The sequence below is a fragment of the Maribacter flavus genome (assembly GCF_008386635.1).
Taxonomy (GTDB): Bacteria; Bacteroidota; Bacteroidia; order Flavobacteriales; family Flavobacteriaceae; genus Maribacter; species Maribacter flavus.
On the sequence record NZ_VUOE01000001.1, the window covers coordinates 53,089 to 68,382 of the forward strand.

12 protein-coding genes are annotated in these 15,294 nt (G+C 42.0%); 10 read left to right on the plus strand and 2 right to left on the minus strand.

Annotated elements, in window-relative coordinates:
• Position 1: 1 nt before the first annotated feature.
• The gene (locus tag F0361_RS00265; RefSeq protein ID WP_211361129.1) at positions 2-745 is read right to left on the minus strand and encodes a CDP-alcohol phosphatidyltransferase family protein; all 744 of its coding nucleotides are present in this window, start codon (positions 743-745) and stop codon (positions 2-4) included.
• Between the two features lie 135 nt (positions 746-880).
• Between F0361_RS00265 and F0361_RS00270 the strand changes: the two genes are divergently transcribed.
• From F0361_RS00270 to F0361_RS00315, 10 genes are all read left to right on the plus strand, one after another.
• A complete protein-coding gene (locus tag F0361_RS00270) occupies positions 881-2,026 on the plus strand; it encodes a lipoprotein N-acyltransferase Lnb domain-containing protein (protein WP_246160778.1) in 1,146 nt (381 codons plus the stop codon).
• A 44-nt stretch (positions 2,027-2,070) separates the two neighbouring features.
• Positions 2,071-3,936, plus strand: a complete 1,866-nt coding sequence (locus tag F0361_RS00275; RefSeq protein ID WP_154916682.1) for an ABC-F family ATP-binding cassette domain-containing protein — start codon at positions 2,071-2,073, stop codon at positions 3,934-3,936.
• Between the two features lie 222 nt (positions 3,937-4,158).
• The gene (locus F0361_RS00280; RefSeq protein WP_154916683.1) at positions 4,159-4,395 is read left to right on the plus strand and encodes a hypothetical protein; all 237 of its coding nucleotides are present in this window, start codon (positions 4,159-4,161) and stop codon (positions 4,393-4,395) included.
• Positions 4,396-4,540: 145 nt separating this feature from the next.
• A complete protein-coding gene (locus tag F0361_RS00285) occupies positions 4,541-5,047 on the plus strand; it encodes a hypothetical protein (RefSeq protein WP_154916685.1) in 507 nt (168 codons plus the stop codon).
• Positions 5,048-5,504: 457 nt separating this feature from the next.
• On the plus strand, positions 5,505-6,080 hold the full coding sequence (locus tag F0361_RS00290) for a cob(I)yrinic acid a,c-diamide adenosyltransferase (RefSeq protein ID WP_154916687.1): 576 nt from the start codon (positions 5,505-5,507) through the stop codon (positions 6,078-6,080).
• A gap of 137 nt (positions 6,081-6,217) precedes the next feature.
• Positions 6,218-6,442 carry a DUF2795 domain-containing protein gene (locus F0361_RS00295; protein ID WP_027064442.1) on the plus strand — a complete coding sequence of 75 codons (225 nt, stop codon included), beginning with the start codon at positions 6,218-6,220 and terminating at the stop codon, positions 6,440-6,442.
• 214 nt (positions 6,443-6,656) lie between these two features.
• Positions 6,657-10,019, plus strand: coding sequence for a preprotein translocase subunit SecA (gene secA / locus F0361_RS00300; RefSeq protein ID WP_154916689.1), 3,363 nt, complete (start codon positions 6,657-6,659; stop codon positions 10,017-10,019).
• Between the two features lie 147 nt (positions 10,020-10,166).
• Positions 10,167-11,561: a Gfo/Idh/MocA family protein gene (locus tag F0361_RS00305; protein WP_154916690.1), complete on the plus strand. Its 1,395-nt coding sequence runs from the start codon at positions 10,167-10,169 to the stop codon at positions 11,559-11,561.
• 108 nt (positions 11,562-11,669) lie between these two features.
• Positions 11,670-12,884 (plus strand): sensor histidine kinase, encoded by a 1,215-nt coding sequence (locus F0361_RS00310; protein ID WP_154916692.1) that lies wholly within the window; start codon positions 11,670-11,672, stop codon positions 12,882-12,884.
• Positions 12,885-13,014: 130 nt separating this feature from the next.
• Positions 13,015-14,601: an amidohydrolase family protein gene (locus F0361_RS00315; protein WP_154916694.1), complete on the plus strand. Its 1,587-nt coding sequence runs from the start codon at positions 13,015-13,017 to the stop codon at positions 14,599-14,601.
• 213 nt (positions 14,602-14,814) lie between these two features.
• On the opposite strand, the gene F0361_RS00320 is transcribed toward F0361_RS00315, so the two are convergent.
• Entirely contained in the window at positions 14,815-15,072 is a 258-nt protein-coding gene (locus tag F0361_RS00320; RefSeq protein ID WP_154916696.1) for a hypothetical protein, read from the minus strand.
• Between the last annotated feature and the right edge of the window lie 222 nt (positions 15,073-15,294).

Genomic DNA, 15,294 nt, shown 5'->3' on the forward strand with positions numbered 1-15,294 from the left:
TTTATTTTGAAAATTTTTCCTGCACCAAGGAACTGAGAATGTAAAATAGGATGATAAAAGGTATGGCCAAAAATTTCATGGTGATGATCATGACCAAACTTATGGTCAGAAAAATATAGCGTAGCGCATTGTCCTTAAAGCTCCAGTTTTTAAACTTTAAGGCAAAAAGCGGAAGGTTGCAATTGAGCAAATAGGCACTTAAAATGGTGAGGAGCACTAAAAACCATGGATGTAATATAATGGCATTGACACTTTCGCTTCCATTGTAAAAAAGGATTAGTGGAAGGGAAATAATGAGCAGGGCATTGGCAGGTGTTGGCAAGCCTATAAAGGACGATACCTGATTCTCGTCCAAGTTAAATTTGGCCAGACGATAGGCGGACGCCATGGTAATCACAAACCCAAAAAATGGCAAATAGGAAACCCAATCCACCCCAGATTCCCCCAAAAAAGAGGCCCCGTTCAGATTCCAACCGCCACTTTGGGACATGGCCAGCAACTGAAACATAACCACACCCGGTACAAGTCCGCTCGTAATAACATCGGCGAGGGAGTCCAGCTGCAATCCCAATTCGCTTTTCACATCCAAGACCCGTGCCGCAAGTCCGTCGAAAAAATCAAAGAAAATACCTAAAGCCACAAATAGGGCTGCCATTTCCAAATTGTTCAAAACAGCAAAAACGGTGGCCACACAGCCACAAAAGACATTCAAAAGCGTAATAAAATTGGGAAGGTGTTTTTGCATGTCGTTTAAAACCGGTATTTGTTAGCAACTTCGATTTCGAGTAAAAATAACATAAATTGGTTATTATTCGCATCTTTGCGGTAGCATCCATGCTTTTCGACTATGTTTCAAAGGACCGTCCTAATTTTTCTGGTTTTGATTGTAGGTTTTGCTGGACATTCCCAGAAAAACCAACTTTCGCCCCTTTCCAAAATTAGTCTGTTGACCGTAGGAACCGGGGAAGAGCTTGCTGCCAAATTTGGGCATAGTGCCATTCGGTTTCAGGACGCTTCCTTGGGAATCGACGAAGTGTATGGCTATGGCACCTATGATTTTGAGGACCCCAACTTTTATTTGAATTTCACCAGGGGGAAACTGGCGTATACCATATCGAGGATGCCATTTTCTTATTTCAAAAGAAGTTATGAAATTGAAAAACGTTGGGTCCGGGAACAGGAACTGGACCTTGACCTAGAAAAGAGAACAGCCATTGTGGTCTTTCTGGAAAACAATCTTTTACCGGAAAATAGGAAGTACCAATATGATTTTCTTTTTGATAACTGCGCCACCAGAATACCCCTAGTCTTTGAAAAAACCTTAGGCCCTTCACTTCAGTTCAACTTTTCCCACCTTGAGGAAGAATTTACTTTTAGGGAATTGATACATCAAAATTTAGAAATTAACTCGTGGTCGAATTTCGGCATCGATTTGGCCTTGGGTGCCGTAATCGACCGGGAAGCGACACCTTATGAACTTATGTTCTTACCCCTGTATGTGTATGAACAAATGAAACATACTTCGCTGGCGGGAAAACCTATAGTGAAAAGGGAATCTGTTTTGGTGGATATCCCACCACAGTCCTACCCCACCCCATTTTTGCTATCCCCAATTTTTTGGCTCTTACTGCTCTTTTTGGTGGTGGGTTTTATAAGCTATAAAGACCATCGGGCTAAAAAGAGAACAAAGTGGCTCGACTTTGTGTTGTTCCTGCTAACCGGTTTGGCGGGCCTAGTAATCGTGTTTCTTTGGTTCTTTACGGACCACGATGCCACCAAAATGAATTTTAACTTGTTATGGGCCTTTGCTCCGAACCTTTTTGTAGCCTTTCTTTTGATTAAAAATTCGGTGCCAAACCGGATAAGATGGTATATCTTGGCACTCTTGGGATTTCTAGCCCTCACCGTTCTATTATGGCTGATAGAATTTCAGGTGTTTTCCATACTCTTGATCTTTATTTTGTTGTCTTTGGCCCTTAGATATCTATTTTTGTGGTCTTATTTTAATGGCCTGTCCAATTCCTAACCCCTAAAACCTAACTCCTAACTCCTAACTCCTAACTCCTAAAAATGAACCTACTTACCGTTGAAAATATTTCCAAATCCTATGGGGAGCTAGTGCTCTTTCAGGATTTGTCTTTTGGCATCAACAAAAACCAAAAAATTGCCCTTATCGCCAAAAACGGTACTGGAAAGACTTCCATATTGAATATATTATCAGGTAGTGACCAGCCGGATTCAGGTCAGGTGAATTATCGCAAAGGAATAAGGGTTTCGTTTTTGGACCAGGAACCGGTCATGAATGCCGATTTGACCGTGGAGGAGACCATATTCGCTTCGGATAATGAAATCCTTAAAGTAATTGCCAATTATGAAAAAGCCCTTTCAAATCCAGAGGACACCGAAGCCTATCAAAAAGCCTTTGAGGCCATGGATCGATTTGAAGCCTGGGACTTTGAAACCCAATACAAGCAGATTCTTTTTAAGTTAAAACTGGAAGATTTACATGCCAAGGTGGGAAAACTCTCCGGAGGGCAGAAAAAAAGATTGGCCCTGGCCAATGCACTTATCAACAGGCCTGATCTGCTCATTCTGGACGAACCCACCAACCATCTGGACCTGGAAATGATAGAATGGCTCGAGGAATATTTTAAGAAAGAAAACCTTACGCTCTTCATGGTGACCCATGATCGTTATTTTTTGGAAAGGGTCTGCAACGAAATTATAGAGTTGGAAAACGGAAAGCTCTATCCCTACAAAGGAAACTACTCCTATTATTTGGAAAAGAAAGAGGCGCGTTTGGAACTGGAAGCCGTTGAACAGCACAAGACGGAAATCCTTTATAAAAAGGAACTTTCCTGGATGCGTAGACAGCCCAAGGCACGGACCACAAAGTCCAAATCCCGCATAGACGACTTTCACGTCATCAAGGAAAAAGCAAGCCAGCGCAGAAAGGAACATGAAGTACAATTGGAGCTGAATATGGAACGGATGGGCAACAAGATCATCGAAATCCATAAAGTCTCCAAATCCTATCCCAATAAGGTTATTCTGGAAAAGTTCGACTATTCCTTTACCAAAGGGGAGCGTGTAGGAATCATCGGAAAAAACGGAACCGGAAAGTCGACCTTTTTGAATATCCTAACGGGAAGGGACAAACCGGATAACGGCAAGGTGGTTATAGGCGACACTATCAAGTTTGGATATTACACCCAAAAGGGAATACAGATCAAGGAAGGCCAAAAGGTCATCGATGTCATACGGGAATTTGGGGATTATATTCCGCTGATGAAAGGAAGACAAATATCGGCCCAGCAATTATTGGAACGATTTCTTTTTGATCGTAAAAAGCAATATGACTTTGTTGAAAAGCTAAGCGGTGGGGAACGAAAACGTCTATATCTCTGTACCGTTCTGATTCAAAATCCCAATTTTTTAATATTGGACGAACCGACGAACGATCTGGACATTGTCACATTGAACGTCCTTGAAAGTTTTCTCCTGGATTTCCCTGGATGCCTCATTGTAGTGTCCCATGACCGTTATTTTATGGACAAGATCGTAGATCATCTTTTTGTCTTTAAGGGCGAAGGAGTGATTGAAGATTTTCCGGGCAATTATTCAGATTATCGCGCCTATGAAGATAGCAAGGTAATCGAGCAGCGGGAACAGAAGGAGAAATCGGAACCTGTTAAAACTACCTGGAAGGAACCTGAAAAGAACAAGCTTTCCTACTTGGAACAAAAGGAATACAAAAACTTGGAAAAGGAAATAAAGCAATTGGAAGCCAAGAAACTGGAAATCCAGGATAAGTTTACGGACACTTCCCTTAGTGGCGAAGAAATCGAAGCCCTTTCCATTGAACTGGGGGAACTCTCAGATACCATTGACCAAAAAACGGAGCGTTGGTTCGAACTGGCAGACCAATTAGGCTGACAATTCCCTAAAATCAGGAAAACCCTCTTACTCCTAAATGAAATCTCTCGATTAAAAACACCTTTTTTCGATAACCCGTTTTTTGTGCAAGGTACGTTCGTCGAGCGAATTTTACACTTAATCCGGATCGGTGCAGCTTATCGAGAAACACCTGTTTTTCAACGAATGGCAACCCCCTGAAATACGCTTGCGATAGTTATAATAATGTAACAAACGCAAGTCATGAAAACAGTAGCAACCATCTTCTTCATCTTCTTCATAGGAACCGCGGCCAGTGCCCAGGACAGTCCTGAGACCCTAAAGGTAGAGACCATCGAAATGCGCATCGTTACCGAAACGGCTCCGATAAAAAAGATGGAGGTAAAACAGGAAGTGGCCCGTTTGTACCGGTTCAAGAACTCAAGGGTAAAGAAGGAACTTTCCTTTACTACCAAAGCGAACAGTCCTAAAATGGCTTAACCTATTCCAGTATCCCCTCGGTATCCCTACCTGCCCAAAGGGCAGGTTTGGGGCTACCCCATAAAAAAACCGATATTTTAGAATACGAGGCTCCAGTTTTTATCCATCGTTAAAAAACAAAAGGTATTAGTACATTTGGGAAATTTTGCCAAAGAAGGTGTTCCAGTTGCTGTCCTATCTCAAATTTATTATTCGCTCCTCCAATGAACACGGCGTGCATTCACCGTTTGTATATAATTTCCTAACAAAAGGCCTTTACACGAAAAGACAAAGGCACATCCCCCTTGAAGAGCATGTGCTTACCAAGGCAATTTCTTATTTTAATTATAAAAGTATTGGATTTGTGGATGCAGACGACTATATTAAAGATAAGCTAGTCGCTAATTTTGACCATTTGACGTTTGATACCTTACCGTTGGATGTAATTTATGTTGGAGTTAATGGTACCCTGTTCAAGTCAATTTCAAAAGCAAGTTATCATAACGACACTATGCTCATGATAAACGGAATACATAAGAACAGGGAGAGAAAGGTGTCATGGGAACGTATAAAAAAACTGCCGGAAGTGTCGGTAACCATGGATCTGTTCCACTGCGGACTAGTTTTTTTTAGAAAGGAACAGGCCAAGGAACATTTTAAAATTAGAGTTTAAAATATTCAATGACGTATTATGGATAATACAATTTACATAGTATTGGGGGTTGTTTTTGCAATCTATTTGGTAATTACCATTACCAATAAAAGAAAAGCCAGGGAACGAAAGTCGCGCAAGTTTATGGGAGATTACAAACGAAAAAAAAGGAATGAAGACTAACCAATTATGAAGATTGAATGAAGGCAGATAGCTTGAACGTTAAAATAAATTGTATATCCGTAAACCGTCATAAACCAATGTCTCCTCGAGGGCCGTCGAGAGGTCATGGTACCTAAAGCGTTTAAAATGAGGTCTCGACTTTAGTTTATCTTGAGCGGAGCCGAAAGGCTTGACCTGACATTCATGCTGTAATTATAAAGGAGCCTGGACCTTCAAAAAATAATTTATAGCGGAAAGCGAATAGCGTTTGAAAAAAATCAATTTACATTCGGCAACTATAATTAGAACAATTTAAATGAAAATCTATACCAAAACTGGGGATAATGGCACAACATCATTGTTTGGTGGCACTAGGGTCCCAAAACATCATATTCGGATAGATAGTTACGGAACCGTTGACGAGTTGAATTCATGGCTGGGGTTGATTGCGGACCAAAATATTGCCAAGGATTACCAGAACGAACTGCAAGCTATTCAGAAAAAGCTCTTTACGGTTGGGGCCATATTGGCCACCGAACCACAAAAGGCAACATTAAAAAATGGCAAGGAACGCCTGAACATTGAAAGAATCAGTAACGACGATGTGCTATACCTTGAAATGGCGATGGACAAAATGGACGAGGTTTTGCCACAAATGACCCATTTTATCTTACCTGGCGGACATCCCATTGTGTCATACTGTCATATTGCGCGTACCGTTTGCAGAAGGGCGGAGCGAAAAACGACTATTTTGTATGAGAACGAACCTTTTGACGAGACCGTTCTTACCTATTTGAACAGGCTGTCAGACTACCTATTTGTATTGGCACGAAAGTTGTCAATGGATTTGGGAGTGGAGGAAATAAAGTGGATTCCCGAGAAAAGGGACTAATAAATTCACATTTTATGCGTTATCAATTTATCAATGCAAAAAATATGTTGATAACTCGGTCGAAATAATAATAAATTGTCTTGGCCGTTTCCAATTAAAAATTATTTTTGCAAAAATTTTAAAATCAAACAATTACCATGTATTGGACATTAGAATTAGCATCTTATTTAAGTGATGCACCTTGGCCGGCAAGTAAGGATGAGTTAATAGATTACTCTATTAGAACCGGTGCTCCCTTGGAGGTTGTGGAGAATTTACAGTCCATGGAGGAAGAAGGTGGTGAAATCTATGAATCTATCGAAGAGATTTGGCCAGATTACCCAACGGAAGAAGATTACCTCTGGAACGAGGACGAATATTAATATTCCCATATTACAATAACTACTTAAAAGTCTCTTTGGAGGCTTTTTTTTTATGTAATTTTGGCAGTCTAAAAAAGAAATCCGGTGTTTTTCGCACACTGGAACGGCTTTTGAACAGACGATGTATCGATGGTTCCATCGATAACGAATAATAGCTTGTAAACGGGGCGTACATCCTATGGTTCCGGATTGCAGCTCAAATTAGAAACACACTATGAGTATTATAAATTCTATACTGAAGGCTTTTGTAGGTGATAAATCCAAGAAAGATGTAAAGGAGCTTCAGCCTTTGGTAGATCAGATAAAATCCTTTGAAAGCGACTTCGAGAAATTAAGCCATGACGAGCTAAGAAACAAGACCCTAACATTTAAACAAACCATAAAGGATTCCTACAAGGATATTACCGATAAAATCACGGAACTTGAGAAGGAAGTAAAGGAATCCAGCGATATTGATAAAAACGAGGATATCTATACCGAAATCGACAAGCTAAAGGAAGATGCCTATAAATTATCGGAAGAGACCTTGAACAAAATTTTACCAGAGGCTTTCGCGGTGGTAAAGGAAACGGCAAAACGCTTCGCGGCAAACGAAACCTTAATGGTAAAAGCCACGGAGAACGACCGTAAATTATCGGGTGAAAAAGAATATGTATCACTGGATGGGGACAACGCTGTTTGGAAGAATTCATGGGATGCCGCTGGGAAACAGGTTACTTGGGACATGGTACATTATGATGTCCAATTGATAGGTGGTATCGCCCTGCACCAAGGTAAAATTGCGGAAATGCAGACAGGTGAAGGAAAGACTTTAGTGGCTACCCTACCTTTATATTTGAACGCACTTACGGGAAATGGCGCACATTTGGTGACGGTAAACGATTATCTGGCCAAAAGGGACAGTGCCTGGATGGCACCCATTTTTGAATTTCACGGACTATCCGTAGATTGTATAGACCACCACAGACCAAACTCAGATGGTAGAAGGGCCGCTTACAATGCTGATATCACCTATGGAACCAATAACGAATTCGGTTTTGATTACCTAAGGGACAATATGGCCCATACCCCTAAGGATTTGGTACAGCGTCCCCATAATTATGCCATTGTGGATGAGGTGGATTCCGTATTGGTGGACGATGCCCGTACACCCTTGATCATATCCGGACCCGTACCAGAGGGAGACAGGCACGAGTTTAATGAACTTAAACCCAAGGTGAGTGAAATCGTTCAGAAACAAAGACAACATTTGACGGGTGTCCTGGCCGAAGCCAAAAAATTAATCGCGGAGGGCAATACAAAAGATGGTGGTTTCTTATTGCTGCGTGTGTATAGGGGCCTACCTAAAAATAAGGCGCTCATTAAATTCCTTAGCGAGGAGGGTGTAAAACAATTGCTCCAAAAAACGGAGAATTTTTACATGCAGGACAACAACAGAGAGATGCCAAAGGTAGATGAGGACCTCCTTTTCGTAATCGATGAAAAGAACAACCAGATAGAGCTTACGGATAAAGGTGTCGATTATATCTCCGGAGAGCAGAACAGGGATTTCTTTGTAATGCCCGATATTGGTGCTGAAATTGCCAAAATTGAGAAACAAAACCTAGAAATAGAGAAAGAGGCCGAACTAAAGGAGGAACTTTTCAAGGACTTTACCGTCAAGAGCGAACGTATACACACCATGAGCCAACTGTTAAAGGCGTATACCTTGTTCGAAAAGGACGTGGAGTATGTAGTTATCGACAATAAGGTTATGATCGTGGACGAGCAGACCGGTCGTATCATGGACGGTCGTAGATATTCCGATGGTCTGCATCAGGCCATTGAAGCCAAGGAGAATGTGAAGATTGAAGCCTTAACACAAACCTTTGCCACCGTTACCCTACAGAACTATTTTAGGATGTATAGCAAATTGGCCGGTATGACCGGTACGGCCATTACGGAAGCAGGGGAGTTCTGGGAAATCTACAAATTGGACGTCGTTGAGATACCTACCAATAGGCCAATTGCTAGGGACGACAGAAACGACTTGATCTACAAGACAAAACGTGAAAAGTACAACGCCATTATCGATGAGGTCACCAAATTGAGTCAGGCCGGTAGACCGGTGTTGATTGGTACCACATCGGTAGAAATTTCGGAACTACTTTCAAAATTATTGAGCGTACGAAAAGTCCCTCACAACGTATTGAACGCCAAATTACACAAAAAGGAAGCGGATGTCGTTGCCGATGCGGGTAATCCCGGAGTTGTGACCATTGCCACCAATATGGCGGGTCGTGGAACGGATATCAAACTAACACCCGAGGTTAAAAAAGCGGGTGGTTTGGCCATCATTGGTACGGAACGGCACGATTCCAGACGTGTGGACCGCCAGCTACGAGGACGTTCCGGGCGTCAAGGGGATCCCGGTAGTTCACAGTTCTATGTTTCCTTGGAAGATAACCTGATGCGACTCTTCGGCTCTGACCGGGTTGCTAAAATGATGGACAAAATGGGCTTGGAAGAGGGTGAGGTCATCCAACACAGTATGATGACGAAATCCATTGAAAGAGCCCAAAAAAAGGTGGAGGAGAACAACTTTGGCGTACGTAAGCGTTTGTTGGAATACGATGACGTTATGAACGCACAACGGGAGGTGGTCTATAAGAGAAGACGCCATGCCCTGCAAGGTGAACGCCTAAAGGTGGACATTGCCAATATGGTCTATGATACCTGTGAGGTAATTGTAGAGGGTAATAAGGCCGCCAACGATTTTAAAAACTTTGAGTTTGAACTGATCAAGTATTTCTCCATGACTTCGCCGGTCAGCGAGGAAGAATTCGGTAAACTTAGCGCCCAAGAAATAACCGGACGCGTCTACAAGGCGGGGTACGACCATTACAAGGAAAAAATGGAGCGCAACGCCGCTACGGCATTTCCGGTAATCAAAAAGGTATACGAAGATAACGCGAACAACTTCGAACGTATCGTGGTACCGTTTACGGACGGTGTAAAGACCCTGAACGTAGTGACCAATTTACAGGAAGCTTATGAGAGTGATGGTAAGCAATTGGTTACCGATTTTGAAAAAAATATTTCCTTGGCCATCATCGATGACTCCTGGAAAACCCATCTTAGAAAGATGGACGAGTTAAAACAATCCGTGCAATTGGCCGTGCACGAACAAAAAGACCCTTTATTAATCTATAAGTTTGAGGCCTTTGAGCTTTTCAAACAAATGATCGAAAAGGTAAATAAGGAAATTGTCTCCTTCTTGTTTAAGGGCGAACTGCCATCAGGCAATCCAAATGACATCCGAGAGGCTAGAAACATCCCCAGAAAAAAGGAAAATATACAGACTTCCAAAGAGGAAATCCCCAACAGCGATGAATTGGCGGCGCAAAACAGGGCCGTGGGGCAGACACAGCGACAGCGACCTGCCGTAACGGAGACTATCGTTCGGGAGCAACCTAAAATCGGAAGAAATGAAAAGGTTACCATTAAAAATGTAATGTCCGGAGAAAGTAAAACCCTGAAGTTCAAACAGGCGGAACCCCTAATTTCGAAAGGGGAATGGGTTCTAATTCAAGATTAGAACCAAAGATTTTTCAGTATAGAGGCGTTCAATTGAACGCCTTTTTATTTTTGGAAGCTTCCCCAATGCACCGGAAATATTAGACCAATAATCTTCAAACCTTTATAAATTTTAAATATCTTTAAAAGGATAGTTTGAATTTATACCATGAAAAATTCTAGAAGAGAATTTGTTTTTTCCATCAGCATGTTGGCCGCAAGCAGTGCTTTTCCCATTCAGGCATTTGCCTTTGATAAATCGAAAAAACTCAAGGTTGCCCTAGTGGGAACGGGTATCCGTGGAATCACCTTTTGGGGAAAACGCCTAATGGACGAGTATTCAGAGATTTTGGAATTCGTGGGACTTAGTGACATCAATCCTAGCCGGTTGGAATATGGCAAAACCTATATTGGAGCCAGTTGTCCCACCTTCACTTCCTTTGAAGATATGGTTTCCATTACGAAACCAGACCTGGTCATCGTAACCACCAAAGACTCCACCCATCATGAATTTATAATCAAAGGTCTTGGGATGGGCTGCGATGTCCTTACCGAAAAGCCCCTCACAATCGATGAGGTTAAATGCCAGCAGATATTGGATGCCGAAAAAGTGTCCAAGAAGAATTTAATCGTTGGGTTCAATTATAGATGGAGCCCCTATGCTACCAAGATCAAGGAACTGATTTCAAATAAAACAATCGGGGACCTTGTCTCCGTAGATTTCAATTGGTATTTAAATACCTATCACGGGGCTTCTTATTTTAGAAGATGGCATGGAGAAATGGACAGCAGCGGATCACTTTGGGTACACAAGGCCACGCATCATTTTGATTTGCTCAATTGGTGGATCAACTCAGAACCCAATGAAGTTTTTGCCTACGGAGATCTGGAATTTTACGGAAAAAATGGTCCTTTTAGAGGAATAAACTGTAGGACCTGCGATCATAAAAACGAATGTGCTTTTTATTGGGACATCCACAAAGATGAATTTTCGAAGAAATTATATGTTGATCACGAACATGCTGACGGATATATTCGGGATAACTGCTTGTTTCGGGAAGACATTGATATATATGATAAAATGTCGGCACAGGTCAGGTATACGGACAATACCATCCTCAATTATTCCTTAACGACCTATTCGCCATTTGAGGGTTGGCGGGTTGCCTTCAATGGAACAGAAGGTAGAATTGAGGCTTGGTTGGATATTCCGTACTTTGAAAACACCTCTATAGATGAAGCTGAAAAGCACGCCAATGAAATGGCACAGGACGGAGGGGAAATCGTATCCAAAAAACCAATCGTCGTGCATAAACTTTGGCAAGAATTCGAGACCGTTCAAGTAGATATGGAAGAAAGCGGCCATGGTGGTGGCGATAAACGTCTACAGGACAAAATATTCGTGAACCCAGAAGTACCGGACCCATTTGGTAGAACGGCTGGTAGCCGGGATGGGGCCATGTCCATCCTTATAGGAATTGCAGCAAGAAAAAGCATTCAATCCGGTAAACCCATAAAAATATCCGAATTAACGGATTTGGAGCCACAGGTAAGAAGAACCTAAGTCTTGAGGTTGAATTTCTATGTGAAAGCAAAAAATCTTATCATTGTGTTAAAAACATACCTAGATTTACAGTGGAAACTTTGATTACCAATTTTTTAAATTGTTAGTATGCCAGATTCTCATATAGAGCAAGAATACCTAAGGGAGAAAACAAAGCTAGTTCTAAAGGTAAATTACATCACCAGTGCCTTGGCCATTGTTTTCGGACTAATTTGCCTGTTTTTGTTGAACATTACAGAAATTATCCCACATGTACTCTTTATCTATGGCCTTGCCAATCTTGCAAATACCTATATCTACCAAGTCACCAAAAAAATAAGCATAACGTACTACCTCTCATCATTGATGGCCCTTGTGGCCGCTTTGATTGTAACGCTTTACAGTGGGGGCATCAATAGTAGCTTTATATTTATGCTGGCGTTGGTGGTTTTTGCAGGGTATGTGAATACGCGTAAACACGGTAGGTTTTTCCTTTACTTGACCTTTGCCATAATCCTATTCATATTCTCACAAAGTTTTCCCCAATTGAGCTTTACGGAAAATCTTGTTCCCATTGAGTTCAGAAGTATTTTTAGTCTTATTTCTGTGTCGTTTTCCCTCTTTTTATTAGGCAGTATTTTCGGAAAGGACTTATTGAAGTCCCACAACGCACTCTACAAGTCAAAGAAAGAACTCACGCGACAAATGTACGAGAAGGAAATGCTTTTAAAGGAGGTACACCACAGGGTCAAGAACAATCTACAGACCGTGTCCAGCCTATTGAGCTTACAGACAAGAAATGTGGAGGAGACCCAAATGCGAAATCTTTTAAAGAGCACCCAAAACCGGGTTATTTCAATGGCTATGGTCCATGAAATGTTGTATATGCGAAAAGATATTAGTCAGATCGAGTACAAATCTTATGTGCAGGAACTTAGCGAATATTTGATACGGTCTATAAAAGGTCTGGATAGCAAAGTACAGTTAAAAATCGATATTCCAGAAATAAAATTAGGTATAGATACGGCCATTCCATTGGGCCTTTTGATCAATGAGGCCGTTACCAACGCGCTCAAATATGGATTTGCCGATGATCAGGAAGGGGAAATCTATATCGCTCTAAAAAAGGAAATCGACAGACATTATGTACTAAATATAGGGGACAATGGCGTTGGTTTTCCCGATACCATAAACTACAAAAATTCAAAATCCTTGGGCCTTAAGCTAATTCACAACCTTACTAGGCAACTTAAAGGATCCATCCAAAAGGATACAAGTAAAAAAGGAACAAATTATATTATCAAGTTTCAGGAAATAAAGCAGCAATTGTCCCCAGTAGCCTAAATTTCCTCTATCTTATTTACGGTCTTTACAAATTCAATTGAAACTGGGCATTGGCCTGCACCTGATAACCCGATATTTCCTATATTTAAAAAGCCTAATAAATATTTGGCTTTAATCAACCTATAACCAAATGAACAAATTTCTTCTCCCCTTAGTCCTGTTAGTTTTTTCTTTAAACCTAGCCTTTGCCCAATCCTTGGAAGGCGACGGACCCCATTCACAGCTCATTATCCGAGGGGTAATGCTGATCAACGGAAATGGCGCTCCCCCACAAGGACCCATTGACATTGTTGTTGAAAACAATATTATTAAGGACATCCAAGTGGTAGGCTATCCGGGAGTAAAGATCAAGGGGTCGGATAGACCGCAATTGAAACCTGGCGGCAAAGAATTGGACTGTACGGGCATGTACCTAATGCCCGGACTCATAGATATGCACGGCCATATTGGTGGAAAGGCCCAAGGTGCGGAGCCGGATTATGTCTTTAAACTCTGGATGGCCCATGGCATCACCACCGTGCGCGAACCTAGCGGAAGGGGCGTAGACTTCACGATGGACCTAAAAAGGAAAAGTGAACAAAATGAAATTATAGCCCCAAGGATCATGGCCTATACCGGTTTTGGGCAGACTAGCAAGTCCTTCAACCCCCTTAACGATATCCCAATCTCAACTTCGGAACAGGCACGGGAATGGGTGAGGGCCAATGCAAAAAAAGGTGCGGACGGAATCAAGTTTTTTGGCGCGGAGCCGGAAATCATGGCCGCCGCATTGGACGAAAACAAAAAATTGGGATTGGGTTCCGCGTGCCATCACGCGCAATTGAGCGTGGCCCGGTGGAACGTGTTGCACTCCGCTCGTGCAGGCCTGACCTCCATGGAACATTGGTACGGGCTTCCAGAAGCCTTATTTGATGATAGAACGGTACAGGATTATCCTTTGGACTACAACTATCAGAACGAGCAACACCGATTTGAAAATGCGGGCAATCTCTGGTCGCAAGCGGCGGCCCCTTATTCAGAGCATTGGAATAACGTAATGAACGAATTGTTGGAGCTTGATTTTACCCTAGACCCTACCTTTAATATTTATGAGGCGAGCAGGGACTTACAAAGGGCTCGAAGAGCGGAATGGCATGAGGATTATACCCTTCCATCCCTTTGGGAGTTCTATCAGCCCAGCATGATTTCCCATGGCTCATACTGGCATGATTGGGGTACCGAGCAGGAAGTGGCCTGGAAAAAGAACTACGACCTGTGGATGACCTTCGTAAACGAGTACAAAAATAGGGGTGGCCGCGTAACTACGGGCTCTGACTCTGGTTTCATTTTCCAACTTTATGGTTTCGCCTACATCCGTGAATTGGAGCTCTTACGCGAGGCCGGTTTTCATCCTTTGGAGATTATCAGGTCGGCAACATTGAATGGCGCCGAGGCACTGGGCATGGATGATAAAATTGGCAGTGTTGCCATTGGAAAATTCGCAGATTTCGCGATTGTCGAAGAAAATCCGCTTAAAAATCTAAAAGTACTTTACGGAACGGGCGCCATAAAACTCACCGAAGATAATGAGGTCGTTCGCGTTGGCGGGGTGAAATACACCATCAAGGACGGAATCATCTATGACTCAAAGGCCTTGTTGGCAGATGTAAAACGCCAGGTGGATGAGGCCAAGGCCAAAGAAAATTATTCGATAAAGCAACCTGGGGTAAAACAATGATAAAAGGAAGAGGGTACGCTTGACCCTCCCAAAGATTTATCTTTTGTTTTGGTCTACCGGAATCTTAATCGGTCTAAGCGTTCCTTTAGTTTTTGGAAAAACTACCAAATACGTGGCAATCAATAATGTGGCAATAAGTGTGGTGGATACTAACATAGCTTTGTCTTTAAGGTGAACGGTACCAAAAATACCGTATATTAAGTAGATCAATTTTTATGCCAATTTAGGCTTGTTGTTCTTTGTTGTGAAAAATAAAGCACTTTTAACCCTGGAATTTTTGTAACGGTACAACCTGGTAATTCCGGTTTGTCCTTTCATATCCAATCCTTTTACATTCTTGGTTTCCAAATAGGACGCAACCAAAACTACGTCTTCTTGTAGCGTAGCCACTTTTTGATTGATGTTAGCGTCCTGAGCTAAGGAAATTCCTCCGAAAAAAAGTACTAGAGAAAAGGTTAAAATAGCTTTCATAACATCGATTTGGGTTATATAAAGCTAACTCGGCAAGGAAGGTGATATCGTTATAAATCGCTGAAATACAACATTTTTCGGTCATTCGATTTTTGTTGGATAAAGTGTAAAAAAAGGTCGATATACGGAACCGCAGCCATTTTCCACTTACCGATAAAAAGGACGTTTGACCGACCGTTTTTGGGTAGATTAGTGGCCGCCCCGGAACAAATCCGAAGAAAT